This is a genomic window from Modestobacter sp. SYSU DS0511, assembly GCF_054050755.1.
This window is the reverse complement of record NZ_JBJGZY010000006.1, coordinates 45,337-62,227: the sequence shown is the minus strand read 5'-3', so window position 1 is coordinate 62,227 and position 16,891 is coordinate 45,337. Positions and strand designations below refer to the sequence as shown.

The window sequence follows — 16,891 nt, the reverse complement described above, 5'->3', positions numbered from 1 at the left end:
CACGGCAGGATGGGCGGGTGCGTCCCCGCCCGTCCGGCCCCCGCCGGTGAACACCCCGCTGCTCGTCGCGGTCACCGTCGTCGCCGTCGCCCTGGCCGTGCTCGGCGTGCTGAGCACCGCGCTGCGGCGGCGCATCGGCACCGCCCACCTCGCCGGCGCCGGGCTGCTGCAGCTGCTCGTCCTCGCGCTGGCCGGGGTCGCGGTCGCCGGGCTGGTCGGTGGGCACCGGCCCACCGAGCTGGCCACCTTCCTCGGCTACCTGGCCAGCGTGGTGCTGCTGCCGGTGGCCGGCGTGCTGTGGGCGCGCACCGACCCGACCCGCTGGGCCGGCACGGTCATCGCGGTGGCCGCCGCCGCGGTCGCGGTCATGGTCTGGCGGCTGGACCAGGTGTGGGAGGTGACCGGTGGCTGAGCACGCCGATGCGCCGGCCGAGTCGACCTCGGCGACGGCGGACACCACGCGCGGGCCCGGCCGGGTGCTGGTCGCCCTGTACGGCGTCTTCGCCCTGGCCGCCGGCGCCCGAGCCGGTGTGCAGTTGGCCACCCGGTTCGGCGAGGCGCCGCTGGCGTACCTGCTCTCCGCGTTCGCCGCGGTGGTGTACCTGGTCGCCACCGTCGGTCTGGCGCGCGGCGGACGGGGCGGCCGCTGGACGGCGCTGGTCGCGTGTTCCGTGGAGCTGGCCGGCGTGCTCGTCGTCGGCACGCTCTCGCTGGCCGACCCGGACGCCTTCCCCGACGCCACCGTGTGGTCGAACTACGGGCAGGGCTACGGATTCGTCCCGCTGGCGCTGCCGGTGCTCGGCCTGCTCTGGCTGCGCCACCGGTCCGACGTCGCCGCCGAGCAGGGCGGATCCGCGGGCTGACCCCCGGCCGCGTGATCCGGACCTGTCGGTGGTGCCCAACCGAGTGGATCGCTAGGGTCGACGCCGTGGTGGACCAGGCCGGGGTGCCGGTGGACCCCGGCACCGACGTCCCGCTGGAGGCGGCGGCCGCCATGACCACGATGGGCGCGCCGGTCGACGAGGACGAGCGCGACCAGCAGCAGTCGCTGGTCGGCGCCGCCGCGGCCGCGGTCACCGACGGCGCCGGTGGGCAGGCGGCGCTGCCCGGCGTGCTGGCCGAGGTCCCGGTCGCCGTCCTCGTCATCGACCAGGGTGAGGGCACGGTGGTCTACGCCAACACCGCGGCGATCGAGCTGGCCGGCAACCCCCACCTGCCGCTGCCCATCGACACCTGGGGGGCTTCGGCCGGGTTGACCGACCTCTCCGGCGCCGCGCTGGCGAGCACGAGCAACCCGCTGTCCCGCCTGGCCCTGGGGCGCCCGGTCACCGGGGAGGCGGTCCGGCTCTCCGCGCGGCGCAGCTCCGACGAGCTGCGGGCCAGCGCCGCCGATGCCGCGGACGAGCAGCTGCTCTGGGTGACCGGCTTCCCGCTCTCCCGCGCCGACAGCGACCAGCGGCTGGCGCTCGTCGTCTTCCTGCACCTGGACGAGGGCCACGCCACCGCCGACCCCGAGACGCAGCTGAAGACCCTCCGCGACCGCGCCGTCGTCGCCACCGACATCGCCTTCACCATCACCGACCCGCGCCGGCCCGACAACCCGCTGGTCTGGGTCAACCCGTCCTTCAGCCGGATCAGCGGCTACAGCTACGCGGAGAGCATCGGGCAGAACTGCCGCTTCCTGCAGGGCCCGGCCACCGACACCGAGCGGACCGCCGAGCTGCGCACGGCCCTGCAGCAGCACGAGCCGATCACGAGGACGTTGCTGAACTACCGCAAGGACGGCACGGCGTTCTGGAACCAGGTGTCCATCACCCCGGTCTTCGACGGCGAGGGCGAGCTGATCAGCTTCGTCGGGGTGCAGACCGACGTGACCGAGCGGGTCCGGGTGGAAGAGGACCGGACCGCCGCCCTCACGGCCGAGAAGGCCGCCCGGCACGAGGCCGAGGTCGCGCGCGAGGCCGCCGAACGGGCGCAGAGCCGGCTGGCCCTGATGGCCGAGGCGACCAGCACGCTCAGCGCCACCCTCGACCTGGACGACCTGCTCGACCGGCTCGCCGCGCTGTGCGTGCCGCTGCTGGCCGACTGGGTCTTCGTCACCCTCGTCGACGAGCACGGCACGGTCACCGGCATCTCGGCCGCCCACCGCCGCGGCCTGGCCGAGGAGCTCCGCCGCTTCGCCGCGCTGCGCATCGCCGACCTGCCCGAGGCAGCGCCCATCCGGCGGGTCCTGCGGTCCGGCGAGCCGGTGCTGGTCCCGGAGATCACGGAGGAGATCCTGCTCAGGGCCGCGCCCGACCCCGCGCTGCGCGCGGTGATGGCCGAGCTGGGCACCTCCTCGCAGCTGACCGTGCCGCTGGTGGCGCGCCGTCGCACGCTCGGTGCCCTCACCCTGGTCGCCGAGACCCAGCAACGCCGGTTCGGCCCCGACGACGTCGACCTGGCCCGGGACCTGTCCCGCCGGGCGGCGATGGCGATGGACAACGTGCGGCTCTACCAGCAGGAGCACTCGGTCGCCGAGGCGCTGCAGCGCTCGCTGCTGCCCGAGCTGCCGGAGATCTCGCGGATCAGCGCCGCGGGGCAGTACGTCAGCGCCTCCAGCGCCGCCGAGGTGGGCGGGGACTTCTACGACCTGCTGGACCTGCCCGACGGCTCGGTGGGGATCGCCATCGGCGACGTCGTCGGGCACGACCTGGCCGCGGCCGCCGCGATGGGCCACCTGCGCGGGCTGCTGCGCGCCTGTGCCTGGGATGCGGGGGAGACCGACGCCGGCCGGGTGCTCGGCCGGGTGGACACGCTGGTCCAGGGGCTGCACGTGGCCCGGATGGCGACCATGGTCTACGCCCGGGCGGTGCCCCCGGCCGAGAGCGGCCGCCCCTGGCAGCTGACCCTGGCCAACGCGGGGCACCCGCCGCTGGCGCTGCGCCGTCCCGACGGCTCGGTCCAGCTGCTCGACGGCGTCACCGGTCTGCTCCTCGGCGTCGACGCCAGCGCGGAGCGCCGGTCGCACACCGTCGAGGTGCCGGCCGGCTCGACCCTGGTGGCCTACACCGACGGGCTCATCGAGCGCCCCGGTGCGGACATGGACACCGGCATCGCCCTGCTGGTCGAGCGGCTGGCGGACGCACCGCTGGACGCACCCCCGGCGGAGCTGTGCGTCGCAGCCGTCGGACCGCACCCGGACCGCCGGGACGACATCGCGGTCATCGCCGTCCGCTTCGACTGACGCGGCTCAGGCTCCGCCGTCTTCGAGCAGGGCGGCCTGCAGGCCGTAGGCGCCGCGGTGGAACAGCAGCGGCGTGCGGCTGGCGTCGGCGCCGAGGTCGAGCACCCGGGCGACGACGATCGTGTGGTCGCCGCCGTCGTACTCGGCCCACAGCTCGCTGTCGATCCAGGCCACCACGCCCTCGAGCATGGGGGACCCGTGCGGGCTGGGCGCCCAGGCCACCCCGGCGAACTTGTCGGTGCCGGAGCGGGCGAACTGGCGGGAGAGGTCGCTCTGCTCCTCGCTGAGCACGTTGACGCAGAACCGGCCGGCCTCACGCAGCTGCGGCCACGTGCGCGAGGTGCGGGCCGGCGCGAAGGCGACCAGCGGCGGGTCCAGCGACAGCGAGCTGAACGACTGGCAGGTGAAGCCGACCGGGCCGTCGGGACCGGTGGCGGTCACCACGGTCACCCCGGAGACGAAGTGGCCCAGGACGTTGCGCATCAGCTGGGGGTCGACCACGGGGGCGGGGACGTCGGCACTCACGCACCCCATCCCACCACGGTCCGACCGGTGCGGCTCAGATCGGCCGGACCGGCCCCCGCGGAACCGACGGCCCCCCGGCCCGGTGGAGCGAGCTGGGCAGCGGGTGGCCGACCGCGCGCTCGGTGACGGCGGCGGCGGCGAGCACCGCGGCCAGGTCGACACCGGTGTCGACCTCGGCGTCGCCGAGCCAGTAGACGAGCTCCTCGGTGGCGATGTTGCCGCTGGCGCCCGGTGCGAACGGGCAGCCACCCAGGCCGCCGACCGAGGCGTCGAGCTGGGTGACGCCGGCCTGCAGGGCGGCGAGCGCGTTGGCCTGACCGGTGCCGCGCGTGTCGTGGAAGTGCACGCCGACCGGGGTGCCCGGGCAGGCCCGCCGGACGGCATGGAGCAGCCGCACCACCCGGGCCGGGGTGGTCGTGCCGATCGTGTCGCCCAGGCAGAGGGCGTCCGCGCCCCCGGTGACGGCGGCCCGGGCGACGTCGACGGTGCGGGCGATCGGGGTGCGGCCGTCGAAGGGGCAGTCCCAGGCGGTGGCGACCACCACCTCCAGCGAGCCGCCGGCACCGTGCGCCAGCCCGGCGATCTCGCCGACGGCCGCGAGCGCCTCCCCGGTGGCCCGCCCGGCGTTGGCCCGGCTGTGCGAATCAGCGGCGGAGACCACGTACTCCAGGTGCGCGATGCCTGCGTCGACCGCCCGCACGGCGCCGCGCGGGTTGGCGACCAGGGCGGAGAAGTGCACGCCGGGGAAGCGGTGCAGCTCGGCGGCGACCTGGTCGGCGTCGGCGAGCGCGGGCACGGCCTTCGGCGAGACGAACGAGGTGACCTCCACCCGGCGGACACCGGTGGCCACGATCGCCTCGAGCATCGCCAGCTTGTCGGCCAGCGGCAGCGGGTCCTCCAGCTGGAGGCCGTCGCGCATGCCGACCTCCCGGACGTCGACCGCCGGGGGCAGCACCAGGTCGAAGTCGTTCATCGGGTCATCGTGCCCCTGGCTCGTTCCACGTGGAACGGGTCAGGAGCCGTACTGGCAGGCGCGGCACAGGCCGGTGTCGTCCGGGACGTCCTCGACCGGCACGATCCGCACCCAGGTGCCGCACAGCGCCCGTACCGGCTCGTGCGACTCCTGGGCGGCCGCCCCGGGTCCGGCAGCGACCGCGTGCAGCGGCCCGGTCAGCGCATCCCCGGCAGGCCGGCCGGGAGCGGGAGGGGCAGGCGGGCGCATTTCCCGTCCGACGAGGTTCGGCATGCGCCCAGCCTGCCCCACGGCTCAGCCGGCGACCGGCTCCGGGACCCGCTGCTGGTCGTCCCGGGCGGTGAGCTTGGCGCCCTCGACGTCCAGGTCGGGCAGCAGCCGGTCCAGCCAGCGCGGCAGCCACCAGGCCGAGCGGCCCAGCAGCGCGAGCACCGCGGGGACCAGCGTCATCCGCACGACGAAGGCGTCGACCAGGACACCGACGGCCAGCCCGAAGGCGATCGCCTTGACCGTGACGTCCTCGATGGTCACGAAGCTGCCGAAGACGGAGAACATGATCAGCGCGGCCGCGACGACCACCCGAGAGGCGTGGCGCATGCCCCCGACGATCGCCTCACGTGGCTGCGCGCCGTGCACGTACTCCTCGCGCATCCGGGAGACGAGGAAGACCTCGTAGTCCATCGCCAGCCCGAAGAGCACGGCCATGAGCAGGATCGGCATGAAGCTGATCACCGGGCCGGTGGTCGGCACCCCGAAGAGGTCCATCAGCCAGCCCCACTGGAAGACCGCGACGACGGCGCCGAAGGACACGGCCACCGAGAGGAGGAAGCCCAGCGCGGCCTTGACCGGCACCAGGATCGAGCGGAAGACCAGCAGCAGGAGGATCAGCGCCAGGCCGACGACGACCACGGTGAACGGCAGCAGCGCGTCGGCCAGCCGGTCGGAGACGTCGATGGCGACGGCGGTCTGCCCGGTGACCGCGACGTCCGCGCCGGTCTGGTCCTCCAGGTCCGCGCCCAGGTCGCGCAGCGCACCGACCAGCTCGCTGGTCTCCTCGCTCTGCGGGCCGCTCTCCGGCACGACCTGCACGATCGCCGCGGTGCCGTCGCCGACCACCTGCGGCACGGCGTACGCGACGTCGTCCAGCCCGCCCTCGAACTGCCCCGGCGTCCCGGTCGGGGTGCCGCCGATGGCCGCCGCGGCCTGGCCGGCGGTCTGCTCGGCGGCCGCCGGGTCCAGGCCGTCGAGGAACACCAGCAGCGGGCCGTTCACGCCGGGACCGAAGTACTCGGCGATCGCGTCGTAGGCCTGGCGCTGCGGGGTCTCCTCACCGGCGCTGCTGGCGTCGGGGAGGGCCAGCTGCAGCTGGGCGGCCGGGATGGCGCAGACGACCAGCGCGGCCAGCACGCCGAGCACGGTGAGCGCCGGACGACGGGTGACCAGCCGGGCCCAGCGGGCGCCGCCGGTGCTGGCGGGGGCGTCGGCGTGCGCGGCCAGCGCCAGCTCGCGGCGGTGCGCCCGGGAGCCCGGTGCGGGGATCAGCCGCGCCCCGGCGAAGCCGAGCAGGGCGGGGACCAGTGTCAGCGCGACCAGCACGGCCACGGCCACGGTGCCGGCGGCGCCCAGGCCCATCACGGTGAGGAAGGGGATGTTGACGACGGCCAGCCCGGACAGCGCGATGACGACGGTCAGGCCGGCGAAGACCACCGCGGAGCCGGCGGTGCCGGTGGCCCGGCCGGCGGACTCCTCGGGCGCCATCCCCTGGGCGAGCTGAGAGCGGTGCCGGCTGAGGATGAACAGCGTGTAGTCGATGCCGACGGCCAGGCCGATCATCAGCGCCAGGGTGGGCGCGGTGGAGGACAGGGTGATGACGCCGGAGAGCGCGAGCAGGCCGGTGAGCCCGATGCCCACCCCGACCAGGGCGACGACCAGGTTCATCCCGGCGGCGAGCAGCGACCCGAAGGTGATCACGAGCACCACGACGGCGACGACGACGCCGATGAGCTCCAGCGGGCCGACGGTGACCGCGCCGGCGTTGAACGCACCGCCGCCCACCTCGACCTCCAGGCCGGCGTCCACCGCCGGGGCGACCGCCCGCTGCAGGTCCTCCAGGGCGTCGTCGGCCAGCTCCATGGCCTGCACGGAGTACTGCACCGTGGCCAGCGCGGCCCGCCCGTCGGGGCTGATCTGCTGGGTGGCGAAGGGGTCCTGCACGGCGGCGACGTCGTCGACCTGACCGGCGGCCGCGACGGCCTCGCCGATCGCCTGGGCGTACTGGGGATCGACGACGGTGGCGCCGTCGGGGGCGACGAAGACCAGGTCGGCGCCGGCGCCCGCGGCGGCGGGGGAGACCTCGCGCAGCTGGTTCAGCGCGGTCTGGGACTCCGAGCCGGGGATGGTGAACTCGTCGTCGAACTCGCCCCCCACGGTGAGGAAGAGCGCGACGACCGCGCCCAGCACGGCGACCCAGGCCGCGGTGAACAGCACGCGGTGGCGGTAGGCGGCACGGCCCAGCCGGTAGAGCAGGGTGGACATCGGTTCTCCTGGGTCGGCGGATCGGCGGCGGGGAGGGTCAGCGGGACGGTGGCGCGGGTGCGACCGCCCCGCGGACGAGCGTGAGCAGGGCGGTGCGGCGCAGCGGCTCGAGGTCGCCCTCCGCGGTGAGCGACATGGCCGTGAGGCCGCTGAGCAGGGCGGTCGCCGCCCCGATGAGGTCGGCGGCCGGCAGGATGAGGGTCAGCCCGGCCTCGGCGGCCGTCCGGTCGACCAGCTCGACCAGCCGGCCGCCGACCTGCTCGTCGTGCCGGCGGAGCACCGCGGCGGCCTCGGGGTGCCGGGCGGCGTGCAGCGTGTACTCGGTGACCACGAGCGCCCAGGTGCGGTCGCACCGGAAGGCGCCCAGCACCCGGTCGACGGCGGCGGCCAGCGGATCGGGCTCGTCGGCGAGGCCGGTGAGGAGCTCGGTGACCCGGGCGAGGTCACGCTCGACCTCGCGGGTCATCAACGCCTCGAACAGCTCGTCCTTGGTGCGGAAGCTGGAGTAGAAGGCGCCGCGGGTGAACCCACCGCGGCTGCAGATGTCCTCCACGCTGGCGGCGGCGAACCCCTGCTCGGCGAAGGTGGCCAGGGCGGCGTCCAGGAGCCGCTCGACGGTGACCTCACGTCGGCGCTTGGGCCGGTCGAGATCGGTCGTCGTCACGATGCGCGAATGTATTGGATACAGAGCTGTATCCAGAAGTCGAGACGGGTGTGACGTGCGTTGCCCCTTATGACCGGCCATCCCCCGGCAGCAACGACTGTCCCCCCGCACCAGCGTTGGCGCGGGGGGACAGTCGGTGATCAGGTCACCTGATCACTCCGGTCAGCGCGGGGGTCAGCCCAGGGCGCGGCCGACGGCGACGGCGCGGGTGTCCGGGGCGGCGACCCGGGCGGCGTCGGCCTCCTGGTCGTCCGCGGCCTCCTGCGAGCGCCGCTCGGCCTCCACCCGGGCCGTGTAGCTCTCCACCTCACTGGCGATGCGGGCCTCGTCCCAGCCGAGGACCGGCGCCACGGCCCGGGCCACCGGCTCGGCGGAGTCCACCCCGCGGTGCGGGGTCTCGATGGAGATCCGGGTGCGTCGGGCGAGCAGGTCGTCCAGGTGGAGCGCGGCCTCGTGCTCGACGGCCCAGACCATCTCGACCATCAGGTACTCCTCGGCGCCGGGCACCGGGTCCAGCAGCTCGGGCCGGTCGGCGGCCAGCGCCAGCAGCTGCGGGGTGAGCGAGCCGAACCGGTTGAGCAGGTGCTCGGCGCGGAAGCGCGGGATGCCCCAGCGGTCGGAGAGGCCGTCGAGGGAGTTGACCATCGCCACGTAGCCCTCGGCACCGACCAGCGGGATGTTCTCCGTGACGCTCGGCGGCACCCGCCGGGTGACGTCCTCGGCCACGGCGTCCACCGCGTCGGCGGCCATCGGCCGGTACGTCGTGTACTTGCCGCCGGCGACGGCGATCACGCCGGGCATCGGCCGGGCGACGGCGTGCTCCCGGGAGAGCTGGCTGGTCGACTCCTGCTCCCCGGACAGCAGCGGGCGCAGCCCGGCGTACACCCCGGTGATGTCGTCGTGGGTCAGCGGCACCGACAGCACCTCGTTGACGTGCTCGAGGATGTAGTCGATGTCGGCCCTGCTGGCGGCCGGGTGGGCCTTGTCCAGCTCCCAGTCGGTGTCCGTGGTCCCCACGATCCAGTGGCTGCCCCACGGGATGACGAACAGCACCGACTTCTCGGTGCGCAGGATCAGCCCGGTCTCGCCGTTGATCCGGTCCCGGGGGACGACGATGTGCACGCCCTTGCTGGCCCGCACGTGGAACCGGCCACGGCCACCGACCAGGGTCTGGACGTCGTCGGTCCACACCCCGGTGGCGTTGACGACCACCTCGCTGCGGACCTCGACCTCCTGGCCGGTCTCCACGTCGCGGACCCGGGCACCGACCACCCGGCCACCGGCGTGCAGGAAGGAGACGACCTCGGCCGAGTTCAGCACGGTCGCGCCGTAGGCGGCGGCGGTGAGCGCCACGGTCAGGGTGTGCCGGGCGTCGTCGGCCTGGGCGTCGAAGTAGCGGATCGCGCCGACCAGCGCGTCGGGCTTGAGCGCCGGGAACAGCCGGCGGGCGCCGGTGCGGGTGAGGTGCTTCTGCCCGGGCATCGGGTCGGCCAGCGCACCCAGCCGGGCCAGTCCGTCGTAGAGGGTCAGCCCGGCGGTCACGTAGGGCCGCTCCCAGTGACGGGTCAGCGGGTAGAGGAACGGCACCGGCTTGACCAGGTGCGGGGCGATGCGGTTCACCGACAGGTCGCGCTCGTGCAGCGCCTCGCGCACCAGCCCGAAGTCGAACTGCTCCAGGTAGCGCAGCCCGCCGTGGAACAGCTTCGAGGACCGGGAGGAGGTGCCGCTGGCGAAGTCGCGGGCCTCGACCAGCGCCGTCCGCAACCCGCGGGTGGCGGCGTCGAGCGCCACGCCCGCACCGGTCACTCCACCCCCGATGACGAGGACCTCGAACTCGGCCTTCACCAGCTCCTCCCACGCCTGGGCGCGCTGCTGGGGACCGAGCGGGCGTACTGCCGTCATGCGAACTCCTCGGTACGGGCCGTCGCGACGACGGCGCACGATGCACCCACGGTAGGTCGGCGCCGGGAAGGCCGTCGACGCCCGCCGTCTGACATCGTCGGACAGCCCGCGTGGCCGGGATCACCATCCCGACCCCGGATGCCCTAGCGTCGGGCGCCGTGCCGGGGACCGTGCAGTCGATCGAGCGGGCAGCCGCCATCCTGCAGGTCGTCGCGACCTCCGGCGGCACCCTGGGCGTCACCGACATCGCCGAGGCGGTCGGGCTGGCCAAGACCACCGCGCACAGTCTGCTGCGCACCCTCCTGCACGTCGGCTTCGTCGAGCAGGACCGGGCGACCGGCCACTACGCCGTGGGCGCGGGCCTGCTGCAGCTGGGCAGCCACCTGGACGCCAACGAGCTGCGCGCCCGCTCCTCGAACTGGGCCGACGCACTGGCCGCCCGCAGCGGGCAGGCGGTACGGCTGGTCACGCTGGCCGGGGACGACGAGGTCGTCGTCGTCCACCACGTGTTCCGGCCCGACGACTCCGCGCAGGTCCTCGAGGTCGGCAGCACGCTGCCGGCCCACTCCACGGCGCTCGGCCGGGTGCTGCTCGCCTCCGCTCCCCGGCGCCGGCCCGGCCGGGTCGGCACCGGGGCGGTCGCGGCCGACCTGGCGGAGGTCCGGGCCCGGGGGTGGGCCGTCGAGCGCGGGGAACACCAGCCCAGTCGCGGCTGCATTGCCGCCCCGGTGCGCGCCTCCGGCGGCCTGGTCGTCGCCGCACTCGGCATCAACGGGCCGGTGGGCTCGCTGTTCGACGGCCGGGGTGCCCCGCGGGCCCCGCTCGTCGGCATGGTCACCGACGCCGCGTCCGGCGTGTCCCGGGAACTGGGGGGCGGCGGTGCCTGAGCGGTACGTGCTCGCCGTCGACCAGGGGACGACGTCCACCCGTTCGCTGGTCTTCGACCGGGGTGGCCGGATGGTCGCCGTCCGCCAGCGGGAGCACCGCCAGTACTTCCCCCGCCCGGGCTGGGTCGAGCACGACCCGATGGAGATCTGGGCGAACACCCGGCGCACCGCCGCCCAGGTGCTCGCCGACCTCCCCGGCGGTGGCGAGGTGGTCGCGCTGGGCATCGCCAACCAGCGCGAGACGACCGTCGTCTGGGACCGGGCCACCGGCCGGCCGATCACCCGGGCGCTGGTCTGGCAGGACACCCGCACCGCCGACCTGGTCGCCGAGCTGGCCGCCCGTCCCGACGCCGACCTGGTCGCCGAGCGCAGCGGGATGGCGATCGCCGGCTACTTCTCCGGGCCGCGGCTGCGCTGGATCCTCGACTCCGTGCCGCGGGCCCGCGAGCGCGCCGAACGGGGCGAGCTGCTGTTCGGCACCATGGAGACCTGGCTGATCTGGAACCTCACCGGCGGCAAGGACGGCGGGGTGCACGTCACCGACGTGACCAACGCCAGCCGCACGCTGCTGATGGACGTGCGCAGCTGCCGCTGGGACCCCGACCTGCTGACCTTCTTCGGCATCCCGGCGGCGATGCTGCCCGAGATCCGCCCCTCGGTCGGCGTCCTCGGGCACGCCACCGCCCTGTCGCCGGCGCTGCCGATCGCCGGCGCGCTCGGCGACCAGCAGGCGGCGCTGTTCGGCCAGGCCTGCTTCGCCCCCGGCGAGGCCAAGTGCACCTACGGCACCGGCAGCTTCCTGCTGCAGAACACCGGCACCGAGCTGGTGCACACCCGGTCGGGCTCGATCAGCACGGTCGCCTACCAGCTGGCCGGCGAGCCGGTGCGCTACGCGCTGGAGGGGTCGGTCGCCGTCGCCGGGGCGCTGGTGCAGTGGCTGCGCGACGGGCTGGGCCTGATCGGCTCCGCCGCGGAGGTGGAGACGCTGGCCCGCACGGTGACGGACAACGGCGGCTGCTACGTCGTCCCGGCGTTCTCCGGCCTGCTCGCCCCGCACTGGCGGGGTGAGGCCCGCGGCCTGGTCGCCGGGCTGACCTCCTACGTCACCAAGGGGCACCTGGCCCGGGCGGTGCTGGAGGCCACCGGCTGGCAGACCCGCGACGTCGTCCAGGCGATGGCCGCGGACTCCGGGCTCTGCCTGCCGGCCCTGCGGGTGGACGGCGGGATGACCACCAACAACCTGCTCATGCAGTTCGTCGCCGACGCGCTGGACACCCCGGTGGTGCGCCCGATGGTGGGGGAGACGGTGTCGCTGGGGGCGGCCTACGCGGCTGGCCTCGCGGTCGGGGTGTGGTCGGACGTCGAGGCGCTCCGCCGGAACTGGCACCGGTCGGCGCAGTGGACGCCGACACCGGCGCGCGCGGTCGCGCTCACCGCGGAGTACCCCCGCTGGGAGCGGGCGGTGGAGCTCAGCATCGCCTGGGGCGCGCCCTGACCGAGCTTGTCCGATGATGTCGGACCCGACGTGTTGTCCGGCTCACAGCCCGCTCCCTACGGTCCTGGCACGGGACGACCCGGGGTGATCACCGCCACAGGGCCGACCGGTACCACCCCGGTCCGCAGAGCCGCGGACCCGTCGGAAGGAGCGCCTACCCGTGGACACCGTCGGTCTCTGGACCGTCTTCGGCAGTGAAGTACTCGGCACCGGGATCCTGATCCTGCTCGGCGTCGGCGTGGTCGCCAACGTCGTGCTGCCCAAGACCCTCGGCAACGGCAGCGGCTGGATCGTCATCATCTTCGGCTGGGGGCTCGCCGTCTTCGCCGGCGTCTTCGCCGGGGCGACCTCGGGGGCGCACATCAACCCGGCCGTGACCGTCGGGCTGCTGGTCAGCGGCACCGACACGTACGCGCCTGGCGTCGAGGTGAGCGTCGCGAGCACGCTGACGTACTTCGCCGGGCAGCTGGTCGGTGCCTTCATCGGCGCGGTCGTGGCCTACCTGGCCTACTACGGGCACTACAACGACCCGGAGGCCGCCGGCACCCAGCTGGGCACCTTCGCCACCGGCCCGGCCATCGGCACGGTCAAGGACAACGTGGTCACCGAGGTCGTCGGCACGTTCGTCCTCGTCTACATCATCCTGCGGTTCGGGGACACCCCCACGCAGCTCGGCCCGCTCGCCGTCGCCCTGCTGGTCGTCGGCATCGGCGCCTCGCTCGGCGGCCCGACCGGCTACGCCATCAACCCGGCCCGCGACCTCGGCCCGCGCATCGCGCACGCCGTCCTGCCCATCCGCGGCAAGGGCGACAGCAACTGGGGCTACGCCTGGGTGCCGATCGTCGGCCCGCTCATCGGCGCCGTCATCGCCGGCGGGCTCTCCCACGTCAACCTCTGACCCCGACCCATCGGGCCGGCTGCCGGCCCCCGTCCGCAGGAGGAACCCCATGGCCCAGTACGTGGCCGCCATCGACCAGGGCACCACCAGCACGCGCTGCATGCTGTTCGACCACGACGGCGCGGTGGTGTCCGTCGGCCAGAAGGAGCACCAGCAGATCTTCCCACGCGCCGGGTGGGTCGAGCACGACGCGATGGAGATCTGGGGCAACACCCGCGAGGTGGTGGCCCAGGCCATCGCCCGCAGCGACGCCAGCGCCTCCGACATCGTCGCGGTGGGCATCACCAACCAGCGCGAGACCGCGGTGGTCTGGGACCGGACCACCGGCAGGCCCGTCTACAACGCCATCGTCTGGCAGGACACCCGCACCGGGAAGATCTGCGACGAGCTCGGCGCGCTGGGCGGCGGCGCCGACCGCTACAAGGACACCGTCGGCCTGCCGCTGGCGACCTACTTCGCCGGCCCCAAGGTCCGCTGGATCCTGGACAACGTCGACGGGGCCCGGGAGCGCGCCGAGCGCGGTGACCTGCTGATGGGCACCATCGACTCCTGGCTGATCTGGAACATGACCGGTGGGGCCGACGGCGGCCTGCACCTCACCGACGTCTCGAACGCCTCGCGCACCATGCTGATGGACTACCGGAAGCTGGCCTGGGACGCCGACATCGCCGAGGAGATGGGCATCCCGATGTCCATGCTCCCGGAGATCCGCTCGAACTCGGAGGAGTACGGCCGGGGCCGCAAGGCCGGGTTCCTGGCCGGGGTGCCGATCGCCGGCTCGCTCGGTGACCAGCAGGCGGCGACGTTCGGCCAGGTCTGCTTCAGCAAGGGCATGGCCAAGAACACCTACGGCACCGGCAACTTCATGCTGCTCAACACCGGCGAGGAGGCCGTCCCCTCCGAGAACGGCCTGCTGACCACGCTGTGCTACCAGCTCGGCGACGCCAAGCCGGTCTACGCCCTGGAGGGCTCGATCGCGGTCACCGGCTCGCTCGTGCAGTGGCTCCGGGACAACCTGGGCATCATCAGGAACGCGCCGGAGATCGAGGACCTGGCCCGCTCGGTCGACGACAACGGCGGCGCCTACTTCGTGCCCGCGTTCTCCGGCCTGTTCGCCCCGCACTGGCGCTCCGACGCGCGCGGCGCCGTCGTCGGGCTCACCCGGTTCGTCAACAAGGGTCACCTGGCCCGCGCCGTCCTGGAGGCCACCGCCTACCAGACCCGCGAGGTGCTGGACGCGATGAACGCCGACTCCGGCGTCGACCTCACCGAGCTCCGGGTGGACGGCGGGATGGTCGGCAACGAGCTGCTCATGCAGTTCCAGGCCGACCTGCTCGGTGTGCCGGTGATCCGGCCGAAGATCGCCGAGACGACGGCGCTGGGCGCCGCCTACGCGGCCGGGCTCGCGGTGGGGTACTGGTCCGACCTCGACGAGCTCACCGCCAAGTGGGCCGAGGACAGGCGCTGGGAGCCGCAGATGCCCGAGGACGAGCGGGAGCGGAACTACCGCAACTGGCAGAAGGCCGTCACCAAGTCGCTGGACTGGGTGGACGAGGACGTCGACTGACGAAGGGCCCCGCTGCCCCACCCGGCAGCGGGGTCACGGTCGAGTAGCTTGTGCGACTGACTAGTCAGTCGTACTGTCCAGTCCGTGAGCGAGGAGCGGTGGCCGGGCGAGTGGATGCGCGGCGTGCTGTCGCTGTGCGTGCTGCGCGTCGTCGCCGACGGCCCCACCCACGGCTACGCGATCGCCGGCCGGCTGGCCGAGGCCGGCCTGGGCACCGTCAAGGGCGGCACGCTCTACCCGATCCTCACCCGGCTGGAGACCGACGGGCTGGTGACCGCCGCCTGGGAGGCCGGTGACGGTGGCCCCGGCCGCAAGGTCTTCACCGTGACCGGGGCCGGTATGGAGTCGCTGCAGCAGCGGTCCGAGCAGTGGCGCGTGTTCACCGAGCGAGCCGCCGGCCTGCTGTCGTCCCCGTCCGTCCCCGCCTGAGGAACCCGTCATGGGAGAGGTCTCGAACGACACGGAGCAGGGCTGGACCGGCGACCTGCTGATGCGGCTGCGGATGCGCGACGTCCCGGGCGCCCGGATCGGCGAGGTGCTCGCCGAGGTGCAGAGCCACGTCGCCGAGACCGGGGAGCACCCGCAGGAGGCCTTCGGCCCGGCCAGGGAGTACGCCGATCAGGTCGCCGACGCGATCGGCGCCCCGCCGGGTCAGGGCTGGCGCGACGCGGTGCGCGGGGTGTCGTGGCGCGACTGGGCGACGGCGATGGTCATCGGGGTCAGCGCCTTCCTGCTCTCCGACGCGCTCTGGGCCCTCGGCGCCGGGGAGACGTCGCTGCTCGGGCCGCCTGCCTGGGTCGTCTGCGTGATCGCCGCCCTGGTGCTGGCCCTCTGCATCGCCCGGGTGGTGCGTGCCGTCCGCACCTCGGGCGACCGGGTCACCGATCCGCGCACCGGCGCCGACATGGTGCCGCTGCCGAGGTGGGCCGTGGTCGTGCTGGTCGGCACCCCGCTGACCCTCCTGCTGGGCACGCTCGCCGCCGGCCTGCTCATGCGCTGAGCGGCCGGCGCTCAGTCCCGGCGCGCCCGGGCCGCGTCGATCGATGCCCCGATCACCAGGCCCAGCCCCAGGCCGAGACCCAGGTTGTCCAGGCTGGACCCGAGGGTGGTGCCCAGCACGAGCCCCAGCGCGATGCCGGTGCCGACCTGCCAGCCGCACTTCTCGGGCGGGGAGGGCGACGCGGCCGGCTCGGTCATGGCGCACGGCAGGGCAGCCGACCTCGTTCCAGGAACCTGCCTCCCGGACGCCCACGGCGACGGTGTGCGGTCTTGTCGACCTGAACGTCACGTCCGTCGGCTGCACAACCGTTCCCACGGTGTCGATCACCGGGGGAGCAGGAGCAGCCTTCGGGAACGAGGTCAGCAGTGCCGGAGAGAGTCGTCGCGCTGGCCGCGGGGATCAGCACCGGGCTGTCCGCCGAGCTCGGGCCCACCGTCGTCGAGCTGCACGAGCTGGGCGCCCGGCTGGTCACCCAGGTCCGCGGCCAGCGACTGGCCGACCTGGCGCTGACCGCGATCGAACTGGTCGACCGCCATCTCTACGAGCGCACCTGCGACGTCCGCTGGTGGGCCACCGACGCCGCCGTCGTCGACGCGGCCGCCGAGGCCGACCCGCACGGCCCGGCCGCCGCCACGGCCACCCGCCGGCTGGGGGTCATCCTGCGCAACTACACCGTCTACCTCGATCTCTGGATCGCCGACGCCTCCGGCCGGGTGCTGGCCAACGCCGCACCGCAGCGATGGCCGGGCGTGGTGGGCAGCGACGTCAGCGGTCAGCGCTGGTTCCGCGACGCGCTGGCCACCGCCGACGGCGACGCCTACGCCGTGCAGGACGTCCGGGAGTCACCGGAGCTGGGCTCGGCGGTCGCGACCTACGCGACCGCGGTGCGCCGGGACGGCGAGACCGACGGCGAGGTGATCGGGGCGCTGGGCGTCTTCTTCGACTGGGCGCCGCAGACCCGGGCGATCCTGGACGGGCTCCGCCTGGCCGACGACGAGCGGGCCCGCACCCGCAGCCTGCTGCTGGACGCCGACGGCCGGGTGCTCGCCGCCTCCGACGGGCAGGACGTGCTCACCGAGCGGGTGGAGCTGCGCACCCAGGGCGCGGCCAGCGGCTCCTACCCCGACGGCACGCGCACCGTGGGCTTCGCCCGCACCCCCGGCTACGAGACCTATGAGGGCCTCGGCTGGTACGGCTGTCTGGTCCAGGAGCGGTGACC

The 16,891-nt window shown here is 74.3% G+C and carries 17 protein-coding genes; 10 read left to right on the top strand and 7 right to left on the bottom strand.

Annotation, left to right across the window (positions count from 1 at the left end):
* Positions 1-46 precede the first annotated feature (46 nt).
* The 3 genes from ACI783_RS04850 to ACI783_RS04840 all read left to right on the top strand — a co-directional run bounded on the left by ACI783_RS04850 (position 47) and on the right by ACI783_RS04840 (position 3,226).
* Complete coding sequence (locus ACI783_RS04850) at positions 47-412, top strand: hypothetical protein (RefSeq protein ID WP_457139388.1); 366 nt, start codon at positions 47-49, stop codon at positions 410-412.
* Complete coding sequence (locus tag ACI783_RS04845) at positions 405-863, top strand: hypothetical protein (protein ID WP_457139387.1); 459 nt, start codon at positions 405-407, stop codon at positions 861-863. The genes ACI783_RS04850 and ACI783_RS04845 overlap by 8 nt, the downstream gene beginning before the upstream one ends.
* A 65-nt stretch (positions 864-928) precedes the next feature.
* Entirely contained in the window at positions 929-3,226 is a 2,298-nt protein-coding gene (locus tag ACI783_RS04840; RefSeq protein WP_457139386.1) for a SpoIIE family protein phosphatase, read from the top strand.
* 6 nt (positions 3,227-3,232) lie between these two features.
* Here ACI783_RS04840 and ACI783_RS04835 read toward each other — a convergent pair whose 3' ends face one another.
* From ACI783_RS04835 to ACI783_RS04810, 6 genes are all read right to left on the bottom strand, one after another.
* Entirely contained in the window at positions 3,233-3,751 is a 519-nt protein-coding gene (locus ACI783_RS04835; protein WP_457139385.1) for a flavin reductase family protein, read from the bottom strand.
* Between the two features lie 34 nt (positions 3,752-3,785).
* Complete coding sequence (locus tag ACI783_RS04830) at positions 3,786-4,724, bottom strand: hydroxymethylglutaryl-CoA lyase (protein ID WP_457139384.1); 939 nt, start codon at positions 4,722-4,724, stop codon at positions 3,786-3,788.
* 39 nt (positions 4,725-4,763) lie between these two features.
* Entirely contained in the window at positions 4,764-4,997 is a 234-nt protein-coding gene (locus ACI783_RS04825; RefSeq protein ID WP_457139383.1) for a hypothetical protein, read from the bottom strand.
* A gap of 21 nt (positions 4,998-5,018) precedes the next feature.
* A complete protein-coding gene (locus ACI783_RS04820) occupies positions 5,019-7,259 on the bottom strand; it encodes an MMPL family transporter (protein WP_457139382.1) in 2,241 nt (746 codons plus the stop codon).
* A 37-nt stretch (positions 7,260-7,296) separates the two neighbouring features.
* A complete protein-coding gene (locus ACI783_RS04815; protein WP_457139381.1) occupies positions 7,297-7,923 on the bottom strand; it encodes a TetR/AcrR family transcriptional regulator in 627 nt (208 codons plus the stop codon).
* A gap of 174 nt (positions 7,924-8,097) precedes the next feature.
* A complete protein-coding gene (locus tag ACI783_RS04810) occupies positions 8,098-9,825 on the bottom strand; it encodes a glycerol-3-phosphate dehydrogenase/oxidase (RefSeq protein ID WP_457139380.1) in 1,728 nt (575 codons plus the stop codon).
* Between the two features lie 158 nt (positions 9,826-9,983).
* On the opposite strand from ACI783_RS04810, the gene ACI783_RS04805 reads away from it, so the two are divergent.
* The 6 genes from ACI783_RS04805 to ACI783_RS04780 all read left to right on the top strand — a co-directional run bounded on the left by ACI783_RS04805 (position 9,984) and on the right by ACI783_RS04780 (position 15,672).
* Positions 9,984-10,712 carry an IclR family transcriptional regulator gene (locus ACI783_RS04805; RefSeq protein ID WP_457139379.1) on the top strand — a complete coding sequence of 243 codons (729 nt, stop codon included), beginning with the start codon at positions 9,984-9,986 and terminating at the stop codon, positions 10,710-10,712.
* A complete protein-coding gene (gene glpK / locus ACI783_RS04800) occupies positions 10,705-12,207 on the top strand; it encodes a glycerol kinase GlpK (RefSeq protein WP_457139378.1) in 1,503 nt (500 codons plus the stop codon). Before ACI783_RS04805 ends, glpK (ACI783_RS04800) begins: the two co-directional genes overlap by 8 nt.
* A gap of 160 nt (positions 12,208-12,367) precedes the next feature.
* A complete protein-coding gene (locus ACI783_RS04795; RefSeq protein WP_457139377.1) occupies positions 12,368-13,105 on the top strand; it encodes an MIP/aquaporin family protein in 738 nt (245 codons plus the stop codon).
* Positions 13,106-13,154: 49 nt separating this feature from the next.
* Positions 13,155-14,672: a glycerol kinase GlpK gene (gene glpK, locus ACI783_RS04790; RefSeq protein WP_457139376.1), complete on the top strand. Its 1,518-nt coding sequence runs from the start codon at positions 13,155-13,157 to the stop codon at positions 14,670-14,672.
* A gap of 84 nt (positions 14,673-14,756) precedes the next feature.
* On the top strand, positions 14,757-15,101 hold the full coding sequence (locus ACI783_RS04785; RefSeq protein WP_457139375.1) for a PadR family transcriptional regulator: 345 nt from the start codon (positions 14,757-14,759) through the stop codon (positions 15,099-15,101).
* Positions 15,102-15,111: 10 nt separating this feature from the next.
* Positions 15,112-15,672 carry a hypothetical protein gene (locus ACI783_RS04780; protein WP_457139374.1) on the top strand — a complete coding sequence of 187 codons (561 nt, stop codon included), beginning with the start codon at positions 15,112-15,114 and terminating at the stop codon, positions 15,670-15,672.
* 11 nt (positions 15,673-15,683) lie between these two features.
* On the opposite strand, the gene ACI783_RS04775 is transcribed toward ACI783_RS04780, so the two are convergent.
* Positions 15,684-15,869: a hypothetical protein gene (locus ACI783_RS04775; RefSeq protein ID WP_457139373.1), complete on the bottom strand. Its 186-nt coding sequence runs from the start codon at positions 15,867-15,869 to the stop codon at positions 15,684-15,686.
* Between the two features lie 168 nt (positions 15,870-16,037).
* Between ACI783_RS04775 and ACI783_RS04770 the strand changes: the two genes are divergently transcribed.
* Positions 16,038-16,889: a cache domain-containing protein gene (locus tag ACI783_RS04770; RefSeq protein ID WP_457139372.1), complete on the top strand. Its 852-nt coding sequence runs from the start codon at positions 16,038-16,040 to the stop codon at positions 16,887-16,889.
* The last annotated feature ends 2 nt before the right edge of the window (positions 16,890-16,891 follow it).